The organism is Streptomyces sp. NPDC002467 (assembly GCF_042889825.1).
Classification (GTDB): Bacteria; Actinomycetota; Actinomycetes; order Streptomycetales; family Streptomycetaceae; genus Streptomyces.
Window position 1 is genome coordinate 351,112 of the sequence record NZ_JBIARJ010000005.1, and the last position, 24,884, is coordinate 375,995.

At 73.2% G+C, this 24,884-nt stretch carries 20 protein-coding genes and 1 tRNA gene; 10 read left to right on the forward strand and 11 right to left on the reverse strand.

Annotated features, from left to right (window positions below; translation table 11 throughout):
• Positions 1–44 precede the first annotated feature (44 nt).
• From ACFYYJ_RS14110 to ACFYYJ_RS14140, 7 genes are all read left to right on the forward strand, one after another.
• On the forward strand, positions 45–1,454 hold the full coding sequence (locus tag ACFYYJ_RS14110) for a hypothetical protein (RefSeq protein WP_385361048.1): 1,410 nt from the start codon (positions 45–47) through the stop codon (positions 1,452–1,454).
• A 314-nt stretch (positions 1,455–1,768) separates the two neighbouring features.
• Entirely contained in the window at positions 1,769–2,743 is a 975-nt protein-coding gene (locus ACFYYJ_RS14115) for a glutamate ABC transporter substrate-binding protein (RefSeq protein ID WP_385129505.1), read from the forward strand.
• An 83-nt stretch (positions 2,744–2,826) separates the two neighbouring features.
• Entirely contained in the window at positions 2,827–4,074 is a 1,248-nt protein-coding gene (locus ACFYYJ_RS14120; RefSeq protein WP_385361046.1) for a hypothetical protein, read from the forward strand.
• Positions 4,071–7,028 (forward strand): tetratricopeptide repeat protein, encoded by a 2,958-nt coding sequence (locus ACFYYJ_RS14125; protein WP_389132018.1) that lies wholly within the window; start codon positions 4,071–4,073, stop codon positions 7,026–7,028. Before ACFYYJ_RS14120 ends, ACFYYJ_RS14125 begins: the two co-directional genes overlap by 4 nt.
• Before the next feature lie 3 nt (positions 7,029–7,031).
• Positions 7,032–8,618, forward strand: a complete 1,587-nt coding sequence (locus tag ACFYYJ_RS14130; RefSeq protein WP_389132021.1) for a protein phosphatase 2C domain-containing protein — start codon at positions 7,032–7,034, stop codon at positions 8,616–8,618.
• An 83-nt stretch (positions 8,619–8,701) separates the two neighbouring features.
• Positions 8,702–10,030: a VWA domain-containing protein gene (locus tag ACFYYJ_RS14135; RefSeq protein ID WP_389132023.1), complete on the forward strand. Its 1,329-nt coding sequence runs from the start codon at positions 8,702–8,704 to the stop codon at positions 10,028–10,030.
• A gap of 58 nt (positions 10,031–10,088) precedes the next feature.
• Entirely contained in the window at positions 10,089–11,099 is a 1,011-nt protein-coding gene (locus ACFYYJ_RS14140) for an FHA domain-containing protein (RefSeq protein ID WP_385361036.1), read from the forward strand.
• Positions 11,100–11,123: 24 nt separating this feature from the next.
• Here the strand turns inward: ACFYYJ_RS14140 and ACFYYJ_RS14145 are convergent, their stop codons facing one another.
• Positions 11,124–12,116 carry a methyltransferase domain-containing protein gene (locus tag ACFYYJ_RS14145; protein WP_389132026.1) on the reverse strand — a complete coding sequence of 331 codons (993 nt, stop codon included), beginning with the start codon at positions 12,114–12,116 and terminating at the stop codon, positions 11,124–11,126.
• Between the two features lie 113 nt (positions 12,117–12,229).
• Between ACFYYJ_RS14145 and ACFYYJ_RS14150 the strand changes: the two genes are divergently transcribed.
• On the forward strand, positions 12,230–12,634 hold the full coding sequence (locus tag ACFYYJ_RS14150; RefSeq protein ID WP_384590862.1) for a globin: 405 nt from the start codon (positions 12,230–12,232) through the stop codon (positions 12,632–12,634).
• Between the two features lie 65 nt (positions 12,635–12,699).
• On the opposite strand, the gene ACFYYJ_RS14155 is transcribed toward ACFYYJ_RS14150, so the two are convergent.
• From ACFYYJ_RS14155 to ACFYYJ_RS14170, 4 genes are all read right to left on the reverse strand, one after another.
• Complete coding sequence (locus ACFYYJ_RS14155) at positions 12,700–13,413, reverse strand: hypothetical protein (protein WP_385361034.1); 714 nt, start codon at positions 13,411–13,413, stop codon at positions 12,700–12,702.
• Positions 13,410–13,877: an acyl-CoA thioesterase gene (locus tag ACFYYJ_RS14160; RefSeq protein WP_385129474.1), complete on the reverse strand. Its 468-nt coding sequence runs from the start codon at positions 13,875–13,877 to the stop codon at positions 13,410–13,412. Before ACFYYJ_RS14160 ends, ACFYYJ_RS14155 begins: the two co-directional genes overlap by 4 nt.
• A gap of 13 nt (positions 13,878–13,890) precedes the next feature.
• Complete coding sequence (gene ettA / locus ACFYYJ_RS14165) at positions 13,891–15,555, reverse strand: energy-dependent translational throttle protein EttA (protein ID WP_389132031.1); 1,665 nt, start codon at positions 15,553–15,555, stop codon at positions 13,891–13,893.
• Positions 15,556–15,744: 189 nt separating this feature from the next.
• The gene (locus ACFYYJ_RS14170) at positions 15,745–16,359 is read right to left on the reverse strand and encodes a YcxB family protein (protein WP_389132033.1); all 615 of its coding nucleotides are present in this window, start codon (positions 16,357–16,359) and stop codon (positions 15,745–15,747) included.
• A gap of 153 nt (positions 16,360–16,512) precedes the next feature.
• Here ACFYYJ_RS14170 and ACFYYJ_RS14175 point away from each other — a divergent pair, with 153 nt between their 5' ends.
• Positions 16,513–17,097, forward strand: a complete 585-nt coding sequence (locus ACFYYJ_RS14175; protein ID WP_385361028.1) for a hypothetical protein — start codon at positions 16,513–16,515, stop codon at positions 17,095–17,097.
• A 57-nt stretch (positions 17,098–17,154) separates the two neighbouring features.
• On the opposite strand, the gene ACFYYJ_RS14180 is transcribed toward ACFYYJ_RS14175, so the two are convergent.
• The 4 genes from ACFYYJ_RS14180 to ACFYYJ_RS14195 all read right to left on the reverse strand — a co-directional run bounded on the left by ACFYYJ_RS14180 (position 17,155) and on the right by ACFYYJ_RS14195 (position 22,416).
• A complete protein-coding gene (locus ACFYYJ_RS14180) occupies positions 17,155–18,360 on the reverse strand; it encodes a thioester domain-containing protein (protein ID WP_389132037.1) in 1,206 nt (401 codons plus the stop codon).
• A gap of 71 nt (positions 18,361–18,431) precedes the next feature.
• Positions 18,432–18,839 (reverse strand): single-stranded DNA-binding protein, encoded by a 408-nt coding sequence (locus tag ACFYYJ_RS14185; RefSeq protein ID WP_384591782.1) that lies wholly within the window; start codon positions 18,837–18,839, stop codon positions 18,432–18,434.
• Positions 18,840–18,938: 99 nt separating this feature from the next.
• Positions 18,939–20,789 carry a GTPase gene (locus ACFYYJ_RS14190; RefSeq protein WP_389132040.1) on the reverse strand — a complete coding sequence of 617 codons (1,851 nt, stop codon included), beginning with the start codon at positions 20,787–20,789 and terminating at the stop codon, positions 18,939–18,941.
• 4 nt (positions 20,790–20,793) lie between these two features.
• On the reverse strand, positions 20,794–22,416 hold the full coding sequence (locus ACFYYJ_RS14195) for a dynamin family protein (protein ID WP_389132042.1): 1,623 nt from the start codon (positions 22,414–22,416) through the stop codon (positions 20,794–20,796).
• A 299-nt stretch (positions 22,417–22,715) separates the two neighbouring features.
• Here ACFYYJ_RS14195 and ACFYYJ_RS14200 point away from each other — a divergent pair.
• Positions 22,716–22,791 (forward strand) — tRNA-Arg (locus ACFYYJ_RS14200).
• Between the two features lie 164 nt (positions 22,792–22,955).
• Here the strand turns inward: ACFYYJ_RS14200 and ACFYYJ_RS14205 are convergent.
• Together ACFYYJ_RS14205 and ACFYYJ_RS14210 are read right to left on the reverse strand one after the other, a co-directional pair.
• Complete coding sequence (locus ACFYYJ_RS14205) at positions 22,956–24,356, reverse strand: tyrosine-type recombinase/integrase (protein WP_389132044.1); 1,401 nt, start codon at positions 24,354–24,356, stop codon at positions 22,956–22,958.
• Positions 24,356–24,553 carry an AlpA family transcriptional regulator gene (locus ACFYYJ_RS14210; protein WP_054226825.1) on the reverse strand — a complete coding sequence of 66 codons (198 nt, stop codon included), beginning with the start codon at positions 24,551–24,553 and terminating at the stop codon, positions 24,356–24,358. Before ACFYYJ_RS14210 ends, ACFYYJ_RS14205 begins: the two co-directional genes overlap by 1 nt.
• Between the last annotated feature and the right edge of the window lie 331 nt (positions 24,554–24,884).

A 24,884-nucleotide genomic window follows, 5' to 3' on the forward strand; every position in this document is an offset into this window, starting at 1 on the left:
CCATACTGCTCCGGACAGTGGACAGGACCGAGGGGGAGGTCACGGTGGCGATCACATCACGCGCGCCCGCGCCCGGGGGCGGTGTCCCCGTGCCGCCCGCCGGTCCGTCGGGACCGCCTCCGGTCGGGCCGCCGGGGCGGGGTACCGCCTGGGCCGAGGGCGTTGAACGGCTGCGCGGCGCGGCGACGACCGAGCCGGGACGGCTGCGGATCATCGGCGCCGCACTGGCCGCCCTGGTGCTGCTGTTCGGCGTGGTCGGCGTGTGGGAGATCTCCGGCCGCTCCACCGCCGCCGACGACGTCGTGGGCCGCAGCCAGCCGCTGAGCGCGGACGCGGCGAGCATCTACCGCTCCCTCGCGGACGCCGACACGGCCTCCTCCAGCGGGTTCCTGCTGGGTGCCCAGGAGCCGCGCGAGGTCCGCCGGCGCTACGAGGCGGACATCGCCAACGCCTCCAAGCTGCTGGTGAACGCGGCCGCCAACACCGGCGGCAACGAGGACTCGCGCGCCCAGATCGCCCTGCTGAGCGAGCAACTGCCGCGCTACACCGGACTGATAGAGCAGGCCCGGGCCACCAACCGGCAGGGCATGCCGCTGGGCGGCGCCTACCTCCGTTACGCCAACGAGCAGATGACCACGCAGCTGCTGCCCGCGGCGCAGCGGCTGTACGAGTCGGAGACGGACCGGCTGTACACGGACTACGACGAGGCCCGCGCGTGGCCGCTGGTCTCGCTCGGGCTGGGCCTGGTCGCGCTCGCCGCCCTGGTGTGGGCGCAGCGGCGCAACTACCGTCGGACGAACCGGGTCTTCAACCACGGTCTGCTGGCCGCGACGGCCGCGTCGGTGGTGGTCCTGCTGTGGCTGGCCGTGGGGCACACGGTGGCACGGTCGGACCTGAGCTCGGCCCGGTCGGAAGGGCAGGAGTCGCTGAAGGTGCTGAACGACGCGCGCATCGCCTCGCTCCAGGCACGGGCCGCGGAGAACCTGACGCTGGTCGCGCGGGGCGCCGTACTGGCCGAGGACAAGAAGTCCGACAAGTACGACGTGGAGTTCACCTCCAACATGAAGCAGTTGGACACCGGACTGGTCACGGCGCTGCGGCTCGCCGACGACGATGCCGGCCGGGAGCCGGTGGGTCGCGCGGTGGACGGTGCGAAGCAGTGGCGGGAGCGGCACGCGGCGGCCCGGGACGCGGACTTGAAGGGTGACTTCGAGGCCGCGCTGACCCAGGTCGTGGGGGACGCGCAGCACAAGGACACCAGCGGGGCCGCGTTCGACACGGTGGACGCCTCCCTGGAGCAGGCGGTGGCCCACGAACAGCAGGAGTTCACCCGGGCGGCCCGGGACGGGCTCGGTGCGCTGGGCGGTCTGGTGACGGGCTCGGCGGCCCTGGCGGTCGTCGGCGCGGCGGCGGCGCTGCTCGGTATCGGGCGCAGGCTTTCGGAGTACAGGTGAGCGCGATGCGGATACGAGCGAGGCGGGTCTCCGAGGGCTTCGAGGGCCGCACACCCCGCGGCCCCCTCGGCGCGGGCACCGACGCCGCCGCGGGCCAGGCCGGTCCGGATGGCACGGGCGCCACGGGCAGCGGTCACGGCGGCGCGGCCGGTCCCGGCGGCGCGGGCGGGTACGGCAGCGGTGGCCCGGGCGGCTTCGACGGACACGGCGGGTACGACGGCGGTGAGGGCCACTACGGCGGTGGACCCGACGGGCCGGTCCACGCTCCGCGGGCGGCACGGACCCGGTTGCGGGGGTGGGGCGGGGTGACCGCCATGGCCGCCGCTTGCGCGATGACGGCCGCGGCAGTGCTGCTGCCGCTGACCCAGGCTTCACCGGACTCCGGCCGCCCGGGGGTGTACCGCGGGCCCGCTTCGATGGCGGTGGCCCCGGCCGCCCCCTCCGACACCTGCCAGGACCCGGAGGCGAGCCTGCGCCCGTCCGCCGTGGACGGGCCGACCATCGACCGGATCAAGGCCGCCGGCAAGCTCGTCGCCGGCGTGGACCAGAACAGCTTCCGCTGGGGCTACCGCAACCAGACCACCACCGGCGGGACCGGCCCGGAGGACCCGTCCGACCAGGGCCGCCTCGACGGCTTCGACATCGACCTGGTCAAGGCCATCGCCAAGGACATACTGGGCGACGAGAAGGCGGTCATCTACCGGGCCATCCCCACCAGCCAGCGCATCCCCGCCCTCCAGGAGGGCCGCGTCGACATCGTCGTGCGGACCATGACGATCAACTGCAAGCGGCTGGAGGACGTGGCCTTCTCCACGGCCTACTTCGAGGCCGGGCAGCAGGTGCTGGCCCCCAAGGGCTCTCCGATCACCGGGTACGACACCTCGCTGAAGGACAGGAAGATCTGCGTGGCCGCCGGTTCCACGGCGGAGGCCTCGCTCAAGGCCCAGTCGTACGGCGCGGCAGCGGTCACCGTGCCCAACCAGCTGGACTGCCTGGTCCGGCTGCAGCTGGGCGAGGTCGACGGGATCATCACCGACAACGCCCTCGCCGCCGGCCAGGCCGCGCAGGACCCCGCCGTGCGACTGGTCGGCTCCCCGTTCACCCGGGAGTTCTACGGTGTCGCGATGAACAAGAACGCCTCCGACCTGGTCCGCCGCGTCAACAACGTGCTGGAGGGCTACCGGGCGGGCGGCGCCAACAGTCCGTGGATGGTCTCCTACCGCAAGCACCTCGAAGGGGTGCTGCCCGGAGTGACCGCGCCGCCGGCGCCCAAGTACCGGGACGGCTGAGGCCCGTGGCGGCGGATTCCGACACGGAGGGACGAGAGGGGCGATCGGTGGAGGCGCTGTCGGTGGAAGACGGATCGGCGGTGATGGACAGGGACGGCGTGGACCGCGCCCTGGCCAGGCTCGGCGCGGAGCACGAGGCCGTGGAGACGTCCCTGCTCGCCCTCCAGGACCACGCCGGGCGCCGGCTGCTGGAGGGCGCCGGGCTGACCGGGCTCACCGAGGAGCGCTGGGCGGCCGCCGAGGCCGACATCACCCGACTGTGGACGTACTTCGACGCCTACAGCGGGGCCCTGACCGCGGCCCGGCAGATCCGCGATCGGCGCCGATGGCCGAACCGCGAGGACCTCGTCGAGCTGACCGAGCGGCTGCGCGGTCCGGGCGTGCTGATCGCCGGCGCCGCGACGGAGGGCGCCGCGCTCGCCGAGCGGCTCTCGCTCGCCGAGCTGGTGGCCCGGATGAACGACCTGTACGCCCGCTCGCTGGACGTGGTGGTGGCCGCCGACGCGGTGTGGTCGGCGCTGCCCGCCCGCATCGACCTGCTCGCCGCGGAACTGCACCGCACCCGCTCGCTGGCCCACTCGGTGGGGGTCCGCCCCGGCGAGCACCCGTCGGGCGACGACCTGGAGGACATCACCGCCGAGCTGACGGAGCTGCGGGCCCGCGTGATCGCCGACCCGCTGGCGTTCTGGCAGCCGGCGACGGGCAGTTCGGCCCCCGGCGGCGGCCGCCCGGACACCGGGCGCTACGACCGGGCCGCGCTCGCGCTGGAGGACGTACGCCGTGAGGTCGAGGCGGTGCTGGACGTCCGGCAGGACGCCGAGCAGCGGCTGATCAGCCTGCGGGACGTGCTCTCGCGGGCCGACCGGACCCTGTCGGAGGCGCGGGCCGCGCGCGGCGAGGTGTTGGCGAAGATCGCGGCGTCGGAGGTGCCCGCGGTCAGCGGCCCGCCCACGGTGCTCCAGGAACAGCTCGCGGCGGCGGCCGAGCACCGGCGCCACGCGCGCTGGCACCGGCTCTCGCCGCTGCTGGAATCCCTGGAGGAACGGGCCGAGGAGGAACTGCGCAGGGCCCGTGAATCGTTGACCGCCGTGACGGCTCCCCTGGCCGTGCGGGCGGAGCTGCGCGGGCGGCTGGACGCGTACAAGGCGAAGGTGGCACGGCACGGCATGGCGGAGGATCCTCTGCTGATGGAACGGTACGACACGGCCCGGCGGATGCTGTGGAGCGCGCCCTGCGATCTGCGCGTGGCCGAGCAGGCCGTCCTGCGCTACCAGCAGGCGACGGCGGAGGCCTTGCAGGCCGCGGAGACTCCCGGAAAGGACGGCGCATGAGCCTGGTGGGAACGGCATGCCTGCGCCCCGGCTGCCCCGGCACGTACGAGGACATGGGCGAAGGCGACCTGTACTGCGACACCTGCGGACTGGCGCCGGTGGGCGCGGCCCTGGCGGGCGCGGAGGAGCTGGTGTCGCCGCCGACGGCGATGACGAGCGCGGCGCGGGGCGCGGCGGGTTCGCACGGTTCACAGGGTTCGCAGGGATCCGGCTCCTCGCGTTCCTCGTCCTCGACCTCGACGTCGGCGCGCTCCTCCCGTTCGTCGCGGTCCTCGTCGTCCCGGCGCTCGGTGTCCGGGCGGCTGTCGCGCGCGCTGTCGGGGGCGGCGTCCACCCGTTCGGTGTCGGTGCGCAGTACGGGCCTGTCCGTCTCGGCGTCGGGGCGCAACCAGCTCGGCGCGGGGCTGGTCAAGGTGCCCGAGGTGCCGCGGCCGGATCCCTCGACGGCGGTCCTGGAGAACCCGGAGGTGCCGGAGCGCAAGCGGTTCTGCTCGCGTTCGGACTGCGGGGCGCCGGTGGGCCGTGCGCGCGGTGACCGGCCCGGCCGGACGGAAGGGTTCTGCACGAAGTGCGGGCACCCGTACTCCTTCGTGCCGAAGCTGCGCGCGGGCGACGTGGTCCGCGGCCAGTACGAGGTGGCGGGCTGCCTGGCCCACGGCGGGCTCGGCTGGGTGTACCTGGCGGTGGACCGGGCGGTCTCGGACCGCTGGGTGGTCCTCAAGGGCCTGCTGGACACCGGGGACCAGGACGCGATGGAGGCCGCGATATCGGAGCGGCGCTTCCTCGCGGAGATCGAGCACTCCAACATCGTGCGGATCTACAACTTCGTGGAGCACCTGGACCAGCGGACCGGTTCGCTGGACGGGTACATCGTCATGGAGTACGTCGGCGGCAAATCGCTCAAGGAGATCGCGAACGAGCGGCGCCGGCCGGACGGGCGGCGCGATCCACTGCCGGTGGAGCAGGCGTGCGCGTACGGCATCGAGGCGCTGGAGGCGCTGGGGCACCTGCACAGCCGCAATCTCCTGTACTGCGACTTCAAGGTCGACAACGCGATCCAGCAGCAGCACCAGCTGAAGCTGATCGACATGGGCGCGGTGCGCAGGATGGACGACGACGAGTCGGCCATATACGGCACGGTGGGCTACCAGGCGCCGGAAGTGGCTGAGCTGGGGCCGTCGGTGGCCTCCGACCTGTACACGGTGGCGCGGACGCTGGCCGTGCTGACCTTCGACTTCCAGGGCTATACGAACATCTTCGTGGACTCGCTGCCGGACCCGGAGCACATCGAGGTCTTCCAGCGGTACGAGTCCTTCTACCGGCTGCTGGTCCGGGCGACCGACCCGGACCCGGGGCGGCGGTTCGCGTCCGCGCAGGAGATGGCGGACCAGCTGACGGGTGTGCTGCGGGAGGTGGTCGCGCTCCAGACGGGCCGGCCGCGGCCGCAGCTGTCGACGCTGTTCGGCCCCGAGACCCGGGTCCCGGACACCCGGCTCTTCGCGGACGCGGCGGACCGGTCCGTCTCCCGCCTGGGCCTGCGGGAGGTCGCCTCCCGTCGGGGCGGCGGCCTGTTCGGCCTCCTGAACCGCGGTCCGGCCGGCGCGCTCCCGGCGGGCGCCCCGGGCCCGGCCGGAGCGCCCGGTACGGCAACGAGCCCGTCCGGCCCCGGCACCCCGCCCGGCGGCACCCCGCTGCCCGCGGGGGCGACCGGCCCGGGGGCGCAGGCACCCGTCGGAACCCCGCCCGGCGGAACCGCTCTGCCCTACGGCGCTCCCGCACCGGGGTCGGCGGGCCCTGGCGGGGCTCACGCGCCCGGCGGAACCCCCCTTGCCGCGGGGGCGCCCGGTACGTGGGGTCCCGTGCCCGGGGGCGTTGCGCCGCTCCCCGGCGGGGACGGGCCGGGGATCGGGACCACCGCCACGCATGTGGCGGGGGCGGCCGTGCCGGGGCCGCGGCAGGCTCCGGCCGCCGTGCCCACGCCGGTGACCCGGCCCGGGGCGATGCCCGTGTCCCCGGCCCCCTCCGTGGAATCGAGACCGCTCGACACCCGCGGGACCGCCCTCGCGCTGCCCGTGCCGCTCGTGGACGCGGGCGATCCCAACGCCGGGTTCCTGGCCGGCCTGCTGGCCTCCGCGCCCGGCGAGCTCCTCGTCGCCCTCGGCGCGGCGCCGGCCGACTCCGCCGAACTGCGGCTGCGCCGGCTGAGGGCCCACCTCGAACTGGGCGAACTGTCGGAGGCGTCCCGCACGCTGACGGACCTGGAGGATCTGCACCCGGACGACTGGCGCGTCGTCTGGGCCCGCGGCATCGCCTCCCTCGCCACCGGGGACGACGAGATCGCGGCCCTGTCCTTCGACGCGATCTACGACGCCTTCCCGGGCGAGCCCGCGCCGAAGCTGGCCCTCGGTCTGTGCGCCGAGGTGCTGGGCCAGTTGGACAACGCCGCCGAGTACTACCGCCTGGTGTGGAGCACCGATCCGGGTTTCGTCAGCGCGGCCTTCGGTCTGGCACGGGTCCAACTGGCGTCCGGCGACCGGGACGGAGCCGTGCTCACGCTGGAATCCGTACCGGAGGCGTCCATCCACTACACCGCCGCCCGGGTGGCGGCCGTACGCGCACGTCTGCGCGACCGGTCCCCGCAGGAGCCGCTGCTGACCGATCTGACGGCCGCCGCCGAGCAGGTGGAGGCGCTGCGGCGGTTCGGTCTGGACCCCGAGCGCCACGAACGGCTCGCCACCGAAGTTCTGGGCTCGGCCCTGGACTGGGTACTGTCGGGTAGCCGGGGTTCCGACCCCGGTCGGACCTCGTTGCTCGGCAGTCAACTGGACGAGCGGGGCCTGCGCTTCGGGCTGGAGCGCTCGTACCGCGTGCTCGCGCGGCTGGCGCAGCGGGGCGAGGAGAGGATCGAACTGGTGGAACGGGCAAACCGTTTCCGTCCCCGGACGTGGGTGTGAGTGATGTCGATGCATCGGCCGTCGGGCTGCCCCAAATGCGCGGAACCGCTGGAGGAGGGTGACCGTTTCTGCGGAGTCTGCGGATACGCCGTCACCGCGCCTCCACCTGCGGCGTCCGCGGACCGCCCGACGGTCGAGCTCCCACCTGCGCCACCGGCCGCCCCGGCCGTGGTGGCGCAGGCGGCTCAGGCGGCGCCGCCCGTCCCGGCAGCGCCGCCCGCCGTGCCGGCTCCGGCCGGCTACGCCGCTCCGGCCCCCGGCTGGGGCGCGGTGACCTCGGCCGCGCCGACCCTGGTCGACGCGCCGGCCGAGCCGGCCTGGGTCCCGGGCGGCCCGGCCGAGCAGCACGCGCACGGCGGCGGGCCGGAGGGACCGCAGGCCAGGTACGACCTGCCCGGCGGCGGCACTCCCCCGGAGGGCACCGCCTGGGGCATGGCCGAAGGCCCGTACGGAGAAGCGCCCCGCACCGAAGTGCCGTACGAGGCCCAGTACGAAGCCCCGCCTGAGGCCGCGCACGAGGCCCCGCACGGGGCCCCGTACGAGGGTGGCGGCGCCGAGCGCGAAGCCCCGTACGCCGAGGCCCCCTACGCCGAAGCCCCGCAGGGCACCGGCACCGGTACCGGTACTGGTACCGGCAAGACCTGCGTCGCCTGCCGCGCCGGCCACGTGGACACCGACGGGTACTGCGAGCACTGCGGGCACGCGCAGCCGCGCGAGCGGGACCACCTGGAGGAGGAGCTCGGCAGCGTCGCCGCCGTCAGCGACCGCGGCCTGCGCCACCACCGCAACGAGGACTCGTTCGCCGTGGCGGCCACCGCCCTGCCCGACGGCTCCACCGCCACCGTGGCCATCGTCTGCGACGGCGTCTCCTCCGCCAGCCGCCCCGACGAGGCGTCGGCCGCCGCCGCGGGCGCCGCCAACGAGGCGCTGCTCGAAGCGCTCCCCCGCGGCGCGCACCCGCAGGAGGCCATGCACTCCGCGATCCTCGCCGCCGCGGCGGCGGTGAACGCGCTGGCCCCGGAGGTCCCCGGCGCACAGAACGCCCCGGCCTGCACCCTGGTCGGCGCCGTCGTCGGCAACGGTCTGCTGACCATCGGCTGGGTCGGCGACAGCCGCGCCTACTGGGTGCCGGACGACCGGGCCGCCGTCCCGCGCCGCCTCACCGAGGACGACTCCTGGGCCGCCCAGATGGTCGCCGCGGGCCTGATGGGCGAGGCCGAGGCGTACGCCGACGTCCGCGCGCACGCCATCACCGGCTGGCTCGGGGCGGACGCGTACGACCTCGAACCGCACACCGCCACCTTCAAGCCGGACCACCCCGGGGTGGTCGTGGTCTGCACCGACGGCCTGTGGAACTACGCGGAGTCCGCACGGGAGATGGCCCAGGTGCTGCCCGCGGACGCCGCCACCCGCCCGCTGCACAGTGCGCAGGTCCTGGTGGGCCACGCCCTCGACGGCGGCGGGCACGACAACGTGACCGTGGCCGTGGTCCCGTTCACCGCGCTCCCGCCGGAGCGGGCACAGGAACAGGCGCATGCGGAAGCGGAGTCCGGGACAGATACGGAAGCGGAAGCGCGCCCCCAGGCCTGACCGGCCCCAAGCGCCCGCCCGCCCGCTCCACCCTGCTCCGCCCGCCCCGCCCGCCCCGCCCGAGCCCTCAAGGAGTCCAGTCGATGGCGAACTTCGCCAAGCCGAGCGCGCCGCGCTTCGGCGTGGAGGTGTACCAGAACGAGTTCCTGCCGGAGGGCGGGCGGGAGGTGCACGCCATCGTCACGGTGACCGCCACCGGCGGCGCCGCCGCCACTCGGGCGAGCGTCGCGCAGGGCACGGCCGCCGTCGTCATCATGGTCGACTGCTCGGGGTCGATGGAGTACCCGCCGGACAAGATGCGCGGTGCCCGGGAGGCCACGGTCGCCGCGATCGACACCCTGCGCGACGGCACCTCGTTCGCCGTGGTCGCCGGTACGCACGTGGCCAAGGAGGTCTACCCGGGCCAGGGCCGCCTCGCCGTCGCCGATCCGACCACGCGGGCCCAGGCCAAGGAGGCCCTGCGCGGCCTGAGCGCAGGCGGCGGCACCGCCATCGGCACCTGGCTGCGCCTCGCCGACGGCCTGTTGCGCCAGTCCTCCGCCGCCATCCGGCACGGCATCCTGCTCACCGACGGCCGCAACGAGCACGAGGAGCCGGCGGTGCTCCGCGCCACCCTCGACGCCTGCGCCGGCCGCTTCACCTGCGACGCGCGCGGGGTGGGCACCGACTGGGAGGTCAAGGAGGTCACCGGCATCGCGAGCGCGCTCCTCGGCTCCGCCGACATCGTGGCCGATCCGGCCCACCTCGCCGAGGACTTCACGCGCATGATGGAGAACGTCATGGGCAAGGAGGTCGCGGACGTCGCGCTGCGCCTGTGGACCCCGGTCGGCGTGGAGATCCAGTACGTGAAGCAGGTCGCGCCGACCGTCCAGGACCTGACCGCGCGCCGCACCGAGGCCGGGCCCCGGGCGGGCGACTACCCGACCGGCTCGTGGGGCGACGAGTCCCGCGAGTACCACGTGTGCGTCCGCGTCCCGACCGCCTCCGTGGGCCAGGAGATGCTGGCGGCCCGCGCCTCCCTCGTCCTCCCGGGGGCGGGGCCCGGCGAACCGGTGACCACGCTCGCCCAGGGGCTGGTTCGGGCGGTGTGGACGGACGATCTGGCAGCGTCCACGGCCATGAACCCGCAGGTCGCGCACTACACGGGGCAGGCGGAGCTGGCGCAGGCTATCCAGCAGGGCCTCGAAGCACGCAAACTGGGCGATGTCGAAGGCGCGACGGCCAAGCTCGGACGCGCCGTACAGCTGGCCGGTGCGTCCGGAAACGCCGACACTGCGAAGCTTCTGGCGAAGGTGGTGGATGTCGTGGATGCGGTGACGGGTACTGTGCGGCTGAAAGCGAAGGTCGCCGACGCCGACGAGATGACCCTCGAAACGCGCTCGACGCAGACCGTCCGAGTGAAGAAGACCTGACAAGACCTGAGAAGACCTGCGGCGAAGACCGCGGGGAGAAGAAGGGGGAAGCGCCGTCATGCCGACCTGCCCGAACGGGCACCAGTCCGCCTCCGACGACTGGTGCGAGGTGTGCGGCCACCGCATGGCGGCCCATGAGACTCCGCCCGCGGCCCCCTCCTACGGCTACGGCTTCCCCCCGACCGGTGGTGCCGCGACCATGCAGGCCGAGCTCTGCCCGGAGTGCCGCACCCCGCGCGAGGCCATGGCCCCGTTCTGCGAGGAGTGCCGGTACAACTTCCTGACGCGGACGGCCACCGCCGGGCCAGGCCCCCGGACCGGCGCCACGCCGCCTCCCCCGCCGCCGCCCGCTCCGGCACCGCCGGCGTACTCGCAGGACCACTTCGAGTACCAGGGCTCGCGGCCGTCCCGGGTGAACCGCCCGGCCGAGCCGCTCCAGCGCGAGGACGACTGGATGCTGCCGCCCCCCGCGCACGAGGCGCCGCAGGAGTACCAGCAGCCCGCGCCGCAGCAGTACCAGCAGGCGCCCCCGGCTCCACCGGCTCCACCGGCTCCGCAGCAGCACGAGTACCAGCAGCACCAGGTGCCGCCGCAGCCCTCGCAGCAGTTCACGCCCCATTACCGGGAGCCGCAGTCCCCGCAGCAGCCGTTCCCGGCGCAGGGCGGCGCCTGGACCGCGACGATCGGCCCCGACCGCTCGTACTTCATGGCGATGATGCAGCGCAGCGGCCCCGAGGCGGCCGGGCTCAACCTGCCCGCGTACTCCCCGGAGCAGCACCTCCCGCTCGCCGGCGGCCAGATCACCATCGGCCGCCGCCGCGCCTCCACGGGCGAGTCCCCCGACATCGACCTGTCGGTGCCCCCGGAGGACCCGGGCGTCTCGCACGCGCACGCCGTGCTCGTCCAGCAGCCCGACCAGAGCTGGGCGGTGGTGGACCAGAACTCCACCAACGGCACCACCATCAACGGCGGCGAGGAGCCGATCCAGCCCTACGTCCCGGTCCCGCTCGCCGACGGCGACCGCGTCCACGTGGGCGCCTGGACCACGATCACCATCCGCCGCGGCTGATCGGGGGGCCGGCCCCCGGTCGGTTCAGCCCTCCCCCAGGGGCCATACGTAGGGCCCCTGGGGGTCGTCCAGCCAGGACCATTGGCCGTCGGCGCTGACGGTGACTCCGAAGCGTTCGCGGCCCGGGCGGTCCTCGCGGCGCCACAGGTCCAAGGCCTCGCGGGGGTGCAGTACGCCGTCGGTCAGCACCAGCATGAACTGGAAGCGCTCGTTCTCGACCATCTCGTACGGGAGCCCGTGCCCCTCCACCATCTCGGTGGGCGGGGGCGCCGCCGTGGCACCGCGCAGCGGGACGAAATAGGCCGGGGTGTGCAGGAAGCGGCCCTCGGCGAAGCCGGCGTCCCGGACGGTGAGGGAGATCAGTCCCGTCGACAGCGGGGCCAGGATCCGCGCTCCGGGCCGGCACTGGCCGAGCCAGGCGACGGGGATCATCGGCAGCGTGCAGGTCACCATGATCCGGTCGAAGGGGGCCCGGGAGGGGCAGCCGCGCGCGCCGTCGCCGGTGACCACGGCCGGGTGGTAGCCGAGCCGGGCCAGGTGGGTCCGCGCGGACTCGGTGATCTCCTCGTCCAGGTCCACGGTGGTGACGTGCTCGTCGCCGAGGCGGTGGCACAGCAGGGCGGCGTTGTAGCCGGTGCCGGCGCCGATCTCCAGGACGTCGTCGCCGTCGGCCGGTTCCAGGGCCGCCAGCATCTTCGCCATCAGGGAGGGCTGGCTGCTGGAGGAGACCAGTCGGCCGTCGCGCAGCCGCGTGGCGAGGGGGGTGTCGGCGTAGACGCCGCGCAGCCAGCGAGCCCGCCGCTCGGGGTCGGTGTCCTCGGCCCACAGCCGCTCGTGCCCGGCGCCGCGGCCGGTCCAGAAGTACGGCACGAACACGTCCCGGGGCACGGCGGTGAAGGCCGCCCGCCAGCGCGGGTCCTCCAGCACGCCGGCGGCGGTCAGCTCCCGCACCTGGGCGGCGTGGGCGGTCTCCCGCAGGTCCCGTACCGCGGTGGTGCGTGAGGTGTGTGCGCCCATGTCTCCACTGTGCTGCGCGGGCGCCCGGGAGGCGACTGCGGGGCGGGGCGGTGGGTCCGGGGATGGGCCCCGGGGCCCCGGTCCTCCGTCCGGGCGTCTGAGACGATGGTCGGGTGAACGAGATTCCGCGGGGCACGCTTCAGGAGCAGACCTTCTACGAGCAGGTGGGCGGCGAGGAGACCTTCCGCCGCCTGGTCCGGCGCTTCTACGAGGGGGTCGCAGAGGACCCGCTGCTGCGCCCGATGTACCCGGAGGAGGACCTCGGCCCCGCCGAGGAGCGGTTCGCGCTGTTCCTGATGCAGTACTGGGGCGGCCCGACCACGTACAGCCAACATCGCGGCCACCCTCGGCTGCGGATGCGGCACGCCCCGTTCCAGGTGGACTCGGCGGCGCACGACGCCTGGCTGCGGCACATGCGGGTCGCGCTCGACGAGCTGGGGCTGGCGCCGGAGCACGAGGCCCAGCTGTGGAAGTACCTGACGTACGCGGCCGCCTCGATGATCAACACGGCGGGCTGATCCGGACGACGAGACGCACCCCCGAGCGGAATGCGAGGGGGTGCGCGCGTCGTGAGGAGACGGGTCTAGACGGGACGGACCTGGAGGGCGCCCAGGCCGCCGGTCGCGCCGGGGCGGCGCATGGCGACGGAGCCGTACGGGGTGCGCAGCCGCAGCCAGCTCCCGGCGGCCAGCAGGGCCACCGGGGCGGGTGGGTCGCCGGCGGGCCCGCCGGCGGGCACCGCCGACCGGACGGGCCGCAGGAAGCCCAGGGACTGCGCGGCGTGCACCGCGCGCAGCGGGAGTTCGGTGTCGCCCAGCGTCCGGGACCAGATGTCGCGGCCGATGCGGTCTCGCTCGGAGCGGGTGCGGTGCTGCGGGGGCAGCGCCTCGTCACGGGCCCTGAACTCGGCGACGGCGGCCGAGACGGCCGCCCGCATCTCCTCCGGTCCGGGCAGCCCGGGTACCTGCTGCCAGCCGCCGCGGGGCGGGAGCAGACCGGTCCAGGGCGGGCCGGTGACGGCGCCGGGCACGGCGGCCGCGGCCGAGGCCTCGTCCACGTGCTCCAGGAACTCACCGGCGGAGACCGTCAGGTCCAGCGGCGCCGCGACCGGCTCGGCGAGCCGAACCGTGCGGACGGCGAGGACCTCGAAGGACGGGGGCCGTCCGAAGACGGCGAGCGCGCCGCCGCCCGCCTGGAGGCGGACCGCGGCGGCGCGGTCGTAGTGCACCAGCCGGCCCAGGAAGGCGGCGAGGTCCGCCGCCTCCCCGGAGTCGGCGAAGCGCAACTGCTCGTTCATGCCGCGAGGCGCCCTTCGGAAGCCGCTTCGGGCGCCTTCGGCTTGTCGAGGTACTCCTCCAGGAAGTGCCTCTCCTCGGCGGTGATGCGGCGGGGCCGACCCTCGGCGAGGTTGTACGGGACGACCACGGTCTCGGCGCGCACGTAGACCGTCTCGGGCGCGTCCTCGGTCGCCTCGTCCTTGACCTCGTAGCGGATGGTCAGGGACGCGGCGCCTATCCGGGTCACCCAGGATTCGATGAGGACCGGCTCGTGGCGGTGCACGAGGGGCAGCTTGTAGTCGATCTCGTGGCGGGCCACGACGGAGCCGCCCGTGAAGGACTCACTGCCCTCCCCCGGCGCGAGGCGGAACATGAAGTCGATCCGTGCCTCCTCCAGGTAGCGGAGGAAGACGACGTTGTTGACGTGCCCGAAGGCATCCATGTCCGCCCAACGCAGAGGGCACCGGTAGTGGTGTCTGGCCATGATTGTTCCGGCCTCAGCCTCGGGTGAGCTTCTTGTAGGTGGCGCGGTGCGGACGGGTGGCGTCCGGGCCGAGCCGCTCGATCTTGTTCTTCTCGTAGGACTCGAAGTTGCCCTCGAACCAGAACCACTTCGAGTCGCCCTCGTACGCCAGGATGTGCGTGGCCACTCGGTCCAGGAACCAGCGGTCGTGGGAGACGACCACGGCCGCACCGGGGAACTCCAGCAGCGCGTTCTCCAGCGAACCCAGGGTCTCGACGTCGAGGTCGTTGGTGGGCTCGTCGAGGAGCAGCAGGTTGCCGCCCTGCTTGAGGGTGAGCGCGAGGTTCAGGCGGTTGCGCTCACCACCGGAGAGCACGCCGGCCGGCTTCTGCTGGTCCGGGCCCTTGAAGCCGAAGGCGCTGACGTACGCGCGGGACGGCATCTCGACCTGGCCGACGTTGATGTAGTCCAGCTCGTCCGACACGACCGCCCAGAGGGTCTTCTTGGGGTCGATGTTGGCGCGGCCCTGGTCGACGTACGAGATCTTGACGGTCTCGCCGACCTTGATCTCGCCGGAGTCCGGCGTCTCCAGGCCCTGGATCATCTTGAAGAGCGTGGTCTTGCCGGCACCGTTCGGGCCGATGATGCCGACGATGCCGTTGCGCGGCAGCGTGAAGGACAGGTCGTCGATGAGGACCTTGTCACCGAACGCCTTGGAGAGGTTGTTGACCTCGACCACGATCGAGCCCAGACGCGGGCCCGGCGGGATCTGGATCTCCTCGAAGTCCAGCTTCCGCATCTTGTCGGCCTCGGCCGCCATCTCCTCGTAGCGGGCGAGACGGGCCTTGGACTTGGCCTGACGGCCCTTGGCGTTGGAGCGGACCCACTCCAGCTCTTCCTTGAGGCGCTTGGCGCGCTTCTCGTCCTTCTTGCCCTCGACCTTGAGGCGCTCGGCCTTCTTCTCCAGGTAGGTGGAGTAGTTGCCCTCGTAGGGGTGGGCGCGGCCGCGGTCGAGTTCGAGGATCCACTCGGCGACGTTGTCGAGGAAGTAGCGGTCGTGGGTCACGGCCACGACGGCACCCTTGTACTGGGCGAGGTGCTGCTCCAGCCAGTTCACGGACTCGGCGTCGAGGTGGTTGGTGGGCTCGTCGAGGAGCAGCAGGTCGGGGGCCTCCAGCAGCAGCTTGCAGAGGGCCACGCGGCGCTTCTCACCACCGGAGAGGTTGGTGACGGGCCAGTCGCCGGGCGGGCAGCCCAGGGCGTCCATGGCCTGCTCCAGCTGGGCGTCCAGGTCCCACGCGTTGGCGTGGTCGAGGTCGTCCTGGAGCTTGCCCATCTCCTCCATCAGCTCGTCGGTGTAGTTCGTCGCCATTTCCTCGGCGATCGCGTTGAACCGGTTGAGCTTCTGCTTGATCGGGCCGACGCCGTCCTCGACGTTCTCCAGGACGGTCTTGGACTCGTCGAGCTTCGGCTCCTGCATGAGGATGCCGACGGAGTAGCCGGGAGAGAGGAAGGCGTCACCGTTGGACGGCTGCTCGATGCCCGCCATGATCTTCAGGACGGTGGACTTACCGGCGCCGTTCGGGCCGACCACACCGATCTTCGCGCCGGGCAGGAAGTTCAGGAAGACGTCGTCAAGGATGACCTTGTCGCCGTGTGCCTTGCGCGTCTTGCGCATGGTGTAGATGAACTCAGCCAAGAGAAACCGTCCGGCAGATCGATGGTGGGCAGATACACCCCATACTGCCGTACGTCCATCCCCCGGGGGAAACCCGTATGGTCAGGGCCCCTGAGCTGGGCCCTCGCCGCGTCCGCGAACGGCGGCCCCGACCGGCGGCCCGACCGGCGGCCCGACCGGCGGCTCGACCGGCGCCCCGGCCGCCAACGGTCACACGGGCCGAGCGGGGGTCTTGCCGACCCTTTCGATGTGCCGGTCCAGCAACGCCCGGAGCCGGTCCACGTCGGCGGGGTCCTGCGTGCCCCGCTTGGGCAGGACGGTGATCCCCGCGCCGTACTTGTCGGCGCTCAGCAGCACGAACGCCTCGGGGGTCTCCGTGTACCGCGGCGCCATCGCCCAGGTCAGGGACTGCGAGAAGGAGGTGGAGCCGACGGTGACTCCGGCCTCCGTCACCACGGCACGGAACTCGCCCTGCTTCTCGACCAGAGCCTTGTGCACCCTCTTGGCGCCCAGCCGCGGACCGAGGAAGACCATCGCGAGCAGGGTCGTGCCGATCACCAGCTGCAGGTAGACGCCCCGGTCGCCCAGGCTCATCCCGTGCTGCAGCTTGTTCGCGGCCATCAGGAAGAAGAGCGCCGCCAGCAGGGGGAAGGTCCACCGCTGCCTGCGCCCCGAGGGGGTGAAACGCCACCGCGCCCTGATGCCCGCCGCCATGTCCGCGGGGGTCGGCCGGTACGCCAGTTCGACCGTCGTGGCCTTCGCGGCCTCTCCGACCTCCGCAGCTTCTGCGATCGCGCCCTTGTCTTGATCCCCACCCGTGTTCATGGCCGGAAATGTAGCGCAGGTCAGGTACAGGTCAAGAACGGAGGCGGTGGGCCCCGAATCCGACCCGAGTCACATGATCACCGGGCAGGATGACCCGGTGACCATGTGACCCGGGGCCACGGCCTCTCGGACGATGATCTGTACGGAGGCTTGATGGAGAACGCCCTGCTGGCCCTGGCCGGCGCGGTCGTCGCGGTGACGGGGACCCTGCTCGCGCCGATCCTGTCCCAGCGCGTGCTGGGCCGCGTCCAGGCGGAACAGTTCGACCGGCAGCAGCGCGTGGCCGAGGCCCAGTGGGCGCGGGAGCAACGCCTGGCCGAGGTGGACAAGCGGCGCGCCTGCTACGTGACGGCGAACTCCGGCTACCGCCGCTACCGCACCGAGCTGATGAAGTACCTGTGGCTCGCCCACAAGGGCGAGGTCACCCCGGAGGCCCGGGCGGAGCTGGAAGAGGCCCGGCACGCGATGCACGCCGCCTTCGCCGAGGCGCAGATGGTCTCCTCGGACGCGGTCCTGGCGGAGCTGGACACCATGACGCAGGAACTCGCCAAGGCGTACAGCCGCACCATGCGACTGGAGGAGGGCCGGCCCCGGCCCGAGGGCGGGTCGTTCCAAGAGGTCCACGACGACCTGCTGCACCTGGGAGTCCAGTGGGCGGGCATGCGCTCCACGATGCGCGCCGACCTGGGAGTGAATCCCGGACCGGCCTCCGCGGGCCCGCCCCCCGTCGACCCCTGAGGCCCTGCCGGCCACGGCCGGGACAGGCCCGGTACGGCCTCCGGCAGGCCGGTGAGGCTAGGCCTCCTCCTCGTCCTGGGGGCGCTTGCGGAGCAGGAGGACCACGACGCCGCCCAGGACCACCAGGCCCACCGCCAGGGAGGCGATGACCGGGGTGGCCGCCGAGCTGCCGCTGGTGGCCAGGCGTTCCTCCTCGGGGGTGGCCTGGGAGACCGGGGCCGCGCGGGTGCCGAGGGCCGTGAGGCCCGCCGCATCGGCCGTGGCGCCCGTCCCGGTGGCCTGGGGCTGCGGCCACCGCGCGTGGACGATCGCCGTGGAGGCGGACTCGCTGGAGCCGGCCACGACCTGCGCCTGGGCCGGCACCTCGCCGGTGAAGACCCGCCCGACCGGCACCTTCGTCGCCCCGTGGACGGTGACCGAGGCCGCCCCGTCGGGCGTGCCGGCGGGCACCTCGAAGTACAGCCGCGTCCCGTGGACGGCGGTGCCCAGCGGCCGCCCCTCGGCGTCCACCACCCGCACCCCCATCGCGAGCGCCGCGGCGTCGGGCACGACGGAGACGCTCCGCGCCCCGGTGTGCACGGTCACCGGGCCGATCCGGGTGCCCACCGCCCCCGACACCTCGCCGGGCTCCAGCGCGAGCGAGGCCGGCGGCTCCGGCAGCCGTGCGGCCGCCTTCTGGAGGTAGTCGGCGAGCTTCTCCGCCGCCGGGTCCACCGCCTCGACCTGAACCTTGTCCGCCAGCCGCCAGATCGCCACCTGGGTACCGGCCGCCGCGCTCTCCGCGGTGAGCGCCCCGGCTCCGGCCGCCTTGGCGAGCCCGGCCAGGTCGTTCAGCTGGGGGTAGGAGTGCTCCAGGACCCAGCGGATCCGGCCCGCGTCCCCGTTCCCGGCGAGCGGGCTGCCGCTCCAGCCGCTCTCCGTGTACCGGGCCTGGGGCTGCGCGTTGCCCGCCACGCCCACCCCGTACGTCTGGAGCATGCCGCCGCCGTCGACCCGCATCTCGTAGAGCCCGGCCGGGATCTGCCGTACGGATCCGTCGCCGGAGCGCACGACCGCCGCCCCGTACGTCTTCAGCCCGTCCAGCACGGCGCTCGCACCCTCCGGTGTCCGGGGCGCCACGGGGCCGGAGTCGGCGAGCGCCCGGGCGCCGGGCGCGGCGGTGAGTGCCGCCGCCAGCAGGGCCACTGCCAGCGGCCGGCGCGTGGAACCCCGTACGGAAGCAGCGGGATCAGGAGCGGAGGATGCGGGAACGGAAATCGACACAGTCTTCCCCTTCGGGCCGAAATAGACCCAGGTGCCCGTGAGTACCGGGGAATCCTATCCGCCTCGAACACTCAGACCACCGCCGCCTTCTGATTGGGCATCAGCGGGGTCTCCGTCTTCACCACGCGCCGGAAGGCCGCGGTCCCCAGGTTGAGGTCGTGCCCGATGGCCGTCGCCTCGATGTCCGCCGAGAACCACCGGTCGCGCTCCCCGTCGGCGGGGTCGTCCCGCACCCGCAGCCGCCCGTGCACCACCAGCGGTTCGCCGACCGAAACGGAGCCGGCCAGGTTCACCGCGAGCGAGCGCCGCGCCCAGACCGTGTAGAAGCTCGTCGCCCCGTTGGTCCAGGTGTCCGTGCGCCGGTCGAGGTACCTCGGCGTCACCGCGAACCGGAACCTCGCCGACGGACCGCCCGGCGTCTCCCTGAAGTCGATCCGCGTCGCCACGAAGCCCACCAGCGTCACCTGGGTGTCGTTCATCCCGGCCGCCCTCCCCCTCGTACCGTGCCCGTGCGGACCATCCGTACGGGCTACGGACCATGCTGGGGCGCGGCGCCGACACCCGCCGGAGCCTGTGGACTACTGACGGGTTGTGGACAACTTCGTCCCCCCTGCGGCGACCGTGGCGTACTGCTCGCGCACCTCGCGGTAGCGCAGCAGTTCCGCCGCCACCGGTTCCAACACCCGGGCCCGCCCGCATCCGGCCGCGGCCTGGCGCAGTTTGCGCTCCGCGTCCTGCCCGTAGCGGCGTGCCGGGCCCCGGGCCGCGATCGAGCAGGCCCATTCCACGAGCGGCCCGCCGATGATGCCCGCCACCATCAGCAGCACGGGCGGCAGCAGCTTCGGCTCCAGGACCCCGACGATCTGTCCGACCAGCCACAGCCCGCCGAAGATCTGGAGCAGCGTCATGGCCGCCTGCCCCAGCACGGCCGCGGGCCACCACGCGGGCCGCGGGGGTTTGGCGTTCGGCACCGCGACCGCCGCGCCGAGGGTCACCGCGATCTCGTCCAGAGCCTCCGGGAGCCGGTCGCCGCCGCGCACCGCGGTCTCCCGCACGGCCTGGGCCCACGGCTCGGGCAGGCCGGTGACCGCCTCGTCGGCGACCGCCCGTACGGCCTGCTCCACGCGCTGGCGCGCGGTCACCTCCTCCTCGACGGGAGCCTGCGCGCTGGAGGCGCCCCGGCCGCCGATCACGGCCAGTGCGGCCAGGCCCGCCAGGGTGCGGGGCGCGCGGCGGCCCTCGTACCACCGCCACAGCCTCAGCCACGGCGTCCCGCACGCCCGCCCGGCGTTGCGCCGCCAGGCCCGCTCGGCGGCGAGGCCGGCCGCGTACGCCCCGACGGCCTCGGCGAGGCGGTCCTCGAACTCGGTGCGCGCCGCCTCCCCGATCTCCGGCCCCGGGTGCCCGTCGGCCACGTACAGCGGCCGCAGGCGCACGGCGGCGCGGTCCACGTCGGCGGAGATCCGTCTGGTCGCGGCGCCCTTCTCCTGGGTGAACTGTCCGAGGAGCTCGCGCAGTTCCCCGACGCCTTCACCCGTGAGGGCGGAAAGTCCGAGGACCGTGGCCCCGGGCTCCCCGTGCTCGCCGAGTGCGATCCCGTCCTCGTCGAGCAGCCGGCGCAGGTCGTCCAGTACGAGGTCCGCGGACTCGCCGGCCAGCCTGTCGACCTGGTTCAGGACGACGAAGGTGACCTCGGCGTGCCCGGCGAGCGGCCGCAGGTAGCGCTCGTGCAGGACGGCGTCCGCGTACTTCTCCGGGTCGACCACCCACACCACGGCGTCGACCAGCGCCAGTACGCGGTCCACGTGGTCGCGGTGCGCGCCGACCGCGGAGTCCAGGTCCGGCAGGTCCACGAGGACCATGCCGCGCAGGGCCCCCGCCCCCGAGGTCTCGCGGGGCCGGCGGCGCAGTCGGCCCGGGATCTCCAGCCGGTCCAGCAGTCCGGCGGCTCCGTCCGACCAGCTGCACGCGATGGGTGCGGCGGTGGTCGGCCTGCGCAGCCCGGTCTCGGAGATCTGCACTCCGGCGAGTGAATTGAACAGCGTGGACTTGCCGCTTCCGGTGGCGCCGGCGATCGCGACGACCGTGTGTTGCGGTGACAGCCCGCGGCGTGCGGCCGCTTCGTCCAGTACCCGCCCGGCTTCGGCGAGGGTCTTGCCGTCGAGGATGCGGGTCCGGGAGAGGCCGACGAGCTGGCGCAGGGCGTCGAGACGTGCCCTCAGGGCCTGGGCCTCGGCGCTGAGCGGGGGCGTGGCCGATTTGCCGCCGTCGCTGCCGGCGCCGGAGACGGCCCGTACGAGTGCGTCGTCGCCGTCCTCGCCGATCCCCTCTTCGCCCCCGTCCGCCTCCGCCCGGCGCGAGCGCGCGATCAGTCCGTCGTCCCAGCGGTCCTCGGTGCGGTCGCGGTCCGGGTCGGTCAGGGCGCTCACCGCGTCACCTCTCCTTCTGCAGTACGGACAGTGCGGCGATGAGCTCGGCCTGTGGTTCCGGGGTCACTTCGAGTGCTTCGAGGGGGGCGAGCCGGCGGTCGCGTTCGGCGCGCAGCACTTGGTCGAGGTGGTCGCCGACCAGTTCGGCGCCCCGGTCGCGCAGCCGGAGGGCGGCCTGGGCGCCGATCCGTTCGGCGAGCCGCTCCCCCGCGGGGCGGGCCCGCTTGCCGCCGAGGAGGTTGGCGGCGAGCAGGGCGGCGACGCCGTCGGGGTCGGGGGCGGACTGCCGGTCGAGGGTGGCGACCTCTTCCTCGGCGAGTTCCTCCAGTACGCGCCGCCAGCGCCGGACGGCCATGCCGATGCGTTCTCCCGCTTCCCTGTCCGGGGCGGGCAGGGTCACGGCGCCGGAGGCCGGTTCGCGCCTCCAGGCCTCGGCGATGCGCTCGTCGGCGGCGGCCACGGCGCACTGGACCAGTGCGGCGAGGGAATCGGCGAGGGAGTCGAGGAGTTCGGCGGCGCTGGTGTCGAGGGGGTAGCCGCGCCAGCGGGTGAGGGCGTCGCCGGCCAGTACGGCGCCCTGGTCGAGGCGGCCCTGGATCCGCTTCCCCTCCTTCTTGTACGCGTCCTCGACGGCGGCGGTCAGCCGTACGGCGGCGGCGTGCTGGGCGGCGACGGCCGAGGCGAGCTCCGGCATCCGCCGCGAGAGGGAGTCGAGCGCCCCGAGGGCGGTCCGCCCGACGGCGTACTGGCGGGCGGCCGGGTCCTGCGCGTGGTGGGCGAGCCAGGCGAAGAGGGGGGCGACGGCGCTGGCGGGCAGCAGGCCGCCGCCGCCCGCCGATTCGGGCAGCTCCGGCACGGTGAAGCGCGGCAGGTCGCCCAGCCCGGCCCGGGTCAGGAGCGCGGCGTACTGGCGTGAGACCTCGGCGAGCACCTGGTGCGGGACGCGGTCGAGGACGGTGACGAGCGTGGCCTTGTACTGCTTGGCGGTGCGCAGCAGGTGCCAGGGGACGGCGTCGGCGTACCGCGAGGCGGTGGTGACCATCACCCAGACGTCGGCGGCGCAGATGAGCTGGGCGGCGAGGTTGCGGTTCTCGACGACGAGGGAGTCGATGTCGGGGGCGTCGAGGATGGCGAGGCCGCGGGGCAGGGTGGACACGGTCTCGATGCGGATCTCGCGGACCAGTCGGCCGGCGACGGCGCCTCGTCCCGGGTCGCGGGGGGACTTGCGGGGGACGGGCGGTCCTTCGTCCTCGTCGTGCGGCACCCAGACCCGCATCAGGTCGGGCAGTACGCGCATCCCGGCGAACCAGTGGTGGTCGTCCGGGTGGCAGACGAGCACGGGGATGCGCGTCGTGGGCCGGAGCACCCCCGCCTCACTCACCTGGCGGCCGACGAGGGAGTTGACGAGGGTGGACTTGCCGGCTCCGGTGGACCCGCCGACGACGGCGAGCATCGGCGCCTCGGGCGCCTTCAGCCGGGGTACGAGGTAGTCGTCGAGCTGCGCGAGCAGCTCGGCTCTGGTCTGGCGGGCGCGTGGGGCGCCGGGCAGGGGCAGCGGCAGACGCACGGACGCGACCCGGTCGCGCAGGGCGGACAGGGCATCGAGCAGCTGAGGCCGAACATCCAAGGTCACCACATGCGAAGAATGCCCAATTTAGGACCATTTTTGAAGCTTATAAGTCCTCTGCGCGCCGAGCGCTACCCCAGGAGACATCCTGGACACAGTGGACGAGTGGGGCGCAGGCATAACGAGTGCACAACACCAAGGGCGCGGCGGCGCAAAAGCGGTGCGTGAATCGCACCTGCCTGCGATTATCGGGACCGCTTCACCGAACCTACACATCGTGGCACGCGGGTGAAGCAACCGGGACAAGGCAGCCGGAGCCCTATCCTTGACCCGGCGCGGCCCACAACGGCCACCTTCCGGCCCCCGTAGCTCAGTGGATAGAGCAGGTGCCTTCTAAGCACTTGGCCGCAGGTTCGAGTCCTGCCGGGGGCACCAAAGCTGGACCCCCCTTCAGGAGGGTCCTTTTTCCTGGTCAGGGGCAGTTTTCGACAGGCGGGCCAGGGGCCGGACGCACCCCACGACGAGGGAAGGCACGTCCGGCGGTGTCCGGCTGGAACCGGGTTTCTGCGGGTGGCCACGGAGAATACGCGGAGAAATTTTCAGCCCGTCGCCGCGGAGGGGTCCGGCAGCTCCCCCGCCTGCTCGATGCGGTGCTTCAGGTCATCGAGCTGCCCGTCGATGCACCGGGCGTAGGTGGCGAGGAGGACGGGGACGCTGTTGCCCGCCCACTCGGCGACGGTCGCGGCCGGAACGCCGGCGTTGAGCCAGTTCGTCAGACAGGTGTGCCGGAGGTCGTACACGCGGCGACCGAGAGGGGTCCCGAATTCGTACGAAGTGAGCACTTCCTTTCGGGCCCGCCGCCACGCTCGCCGGAACACGGACCCGGCGAGATCTCCTCCTTTCTCCCCTTGCATCAACAGATCGTCCGGCTTTAGCCCTTCCTTCTCGATATGGGCCCGGAGAATCCGGGTGAGGGCAGGGCGACAGGGCACCGTGCGCGTGTCGTCGGCGGCCCGTCCCTTGAGCCCGCGCTCCTCACGCACCTCTCCCGTGTCCGTCCACTGCTTCCCGACCTCGGGGTGGGCAGTGTGGAGCAGCAACTCGCCCCACTGGTCGTCAGCGTCCGCGGCGGGCAGCCGTACGTCCCCAACGACGATCGCCACGACCTCCTCGGGGCGGGCGCCGGCGTAGTACATCGCGGCGAAGAAGGTGTGCAGCCGCCGGCCGCCCCGCGGCCGCCCGTGGATCCAGCCGAGCAGCTTCGCGGCCTGCTCGGTGTTGAGCAGCGACCGCTTGTCGACCGCGGAGGAGGTCTTGGCCGCGGTGGTGCTGGTGCCCTTCCCCTTCGGGAGGGGGTTCTCCTTAAGCACCTTCTTCTTGAGGGCGTACTCGAAAAGGACGTTCAGGACGCGCTTCGTCCGCCGGGCCGAACTGGCGGCCACAGACGTGCCGTCCAGTTTCGTCGCGGCCGCACGGAGCGCCTCGTCCACGATGCTCTCGTTCTCCCAGGCCGCCATCGTGAGCGAGTTCCGCTGCACCCACCGCAGGATCACGGCGATCTCGGGCGGGGCCTGGTCCCGCCGGCGGGTGTTGAACGCGTACTCGCGGAGCGCACGGCGCACGTCCACGCCCTTGAACATCGTCGGCTGGGAGCGGAGCAGAGCGATCGTGACGGGCGTGAGCGCCTTGGCCACGTTCCGCCGGTTGTTCGCCGACGTCCGCTCCCAGAGCTGGTCCACAAACTGGATCGCGAAGTCGTACCACTTCACGCCGGCCGCCCGGGACATGTGCGAGACGGGCAGGCCGGTGGAGAGGCTGAACGCCTCCCCCTTGCTGGCGGCGGACATCAACCCCGCGCGGAAGGAGTCGGCGAGGGCTGCCTTGACGAATGGCTTCCGCCACTCCTCCCGCGCCACCAACCAGCGGACCGTGTAAGTGGTCTTCGTCTTCCCCTCGTACACGGAGGTCTTCCAGAACTTCACGTCGTACGTCGTGTCCATCAAGCAGCGTCCTCGTGTTCGTCCAGCCAGATCTCAAGGTCGACCCGGCGCACGCGGAGTCCGCCGTTGGGAAGCTTGATGCAGCGGGGTGCCCGCTGCTTCTGGCGCCAGTCGTAGAAGGTGGAGCGGGTGATGCCGAGTTCGTCGCACAGCTCGGGGACGGTGAGCATCGCGCGGGTCTTGGGCGTGCCGGCCATCGAAATCCCCTCCTCGGGGCGAAAAGTTGGAGTGAGATTGCTCTGAGTCGCGACTCATCGCGACTCAGAGCGGGTGTGAGGGGGTTTGAGTCGCGATGAGTCGCGACTCTCAAGAAAGTTCTGCGGACCGGCGCACGTGGCCCCCTGCTGGCCGTACGCATCGCAGGGGCGGTAGCGGCGGAGTTGGGGCACGACTGAGAGGAGCTTGTGGCCGAAGACCTGTGTCGTGCCGAGCGACTTCATGCCGTTGGCCTGGGCCCACTCCCACCAGGCCGGCCCACAGGACGTCCACGGGCAGCTCGGTCCGGGGCGCGAAAACCCCGGAAAGTAC

Bases quoted from the DNA above. Each gene is read 5' to 3' on its own strand.
- ACFYYJ_RS14135 (WP_389132023.1), top strand. From the start codon at position 8,702: ATGGCGAACTTCGCCAAGCCGAGCGCGCCGCGCTTCGGCGTGGAGGTG.
- ACFYYJ_RS14210 (WP_054226825.1), bottom strand. From the start codon at position 24,553: ATGGCCGGCACGCCCAAGACCCGCGCGATGCTCACCGTCCCCGAGCTG.
- ACFYYJ_RS14155 (WP_385361034.1), bottom strand. From the start codon at position 13,413: ATGAACGAGCAGTTGCGCTTCGCCGACTCCGGGGAGGCGGCGGACCTC.
- ACFYYJ_RS14130 (WP_389132021.1), top strand. From the start codon at position 7,032: ATGTCGATGCATCGGCCGTCGGGCTGCCCCAAATGCGCGGAACCGCTG.
- ACFYYJ_RS14145 (WP_389132026.1), bottom strand. From the start codon at position 12,116: ATGGGCGCACACACCTCACGCACCACCGCGGTACGGGACCTGCGGGAG.
- ACFYYJ_RS14205 (WP_389132044.1), bottom strand. From the start codon at position 24,356: ATGGACACGACGTACGACGTGAAGTTCTGGAAGACCTCCGTGTACGAG.
- ACFYYJ_RS14125 (WP_389132018.1), top strand. From the start codon at position 4,071: ATGAGCCTGGTGGGAACGGCATGCCTGCGCCCCGGCTGCCCCGGCACG.
- ACFYYJ_RS14160 (WP_385129474.1), bottom strand. From the start codon at position 13,877: ATGGCCAGACACCACTACCGGTGCCCTCTGCGTTGGGCGGACATGGAT.
- ACFYYJ_RS14185 (WP_384591782.1), bottom strand. From the start codon at position 18,839: ATGAACGACACCCAGGTGACGCTGGTGGGCTTCGTGGCGACGCGGATC.
- ACFYYJ_RS14115 (WP_385129505.1), top strand. From the start codon at position 1,769: ATGGCCGCCGCTTGCGCGATGACGGCCGCGGCAGTGCTGCTGCCGCTG.
- ACFYYJ_RS14140 (WP_385361036.1), top strand. From the start codon at position 10,089: ATGCCGACCTGCCCGAACGGGCACCAGTCCGCCTCCGACGACTGGTGC.
- ACFYYJ_RS14170 (WP_389132033.1), bottom strand. From the start codon at position 16,359: ATGAACACGGGTGGGGATCAAGACAAGGGCGCGATCGCAGAAGCTGCG.
- ACFYYJ_RS14120 (WP_385361046.1), top strand. From the start codon at position 2,827: ATGGACAGGGACGGCGTGGACCGCGCCCTGGCCAGGCTCGGCGCGGAG.
- ACFYYJ_RS14175 (WP_385361028.1), top strand. From the start codon at position 16,513: ATGGAGAACGCCCTGCTGGCCCTGGCCGGCGCGGTCGTCGCGGTGACG.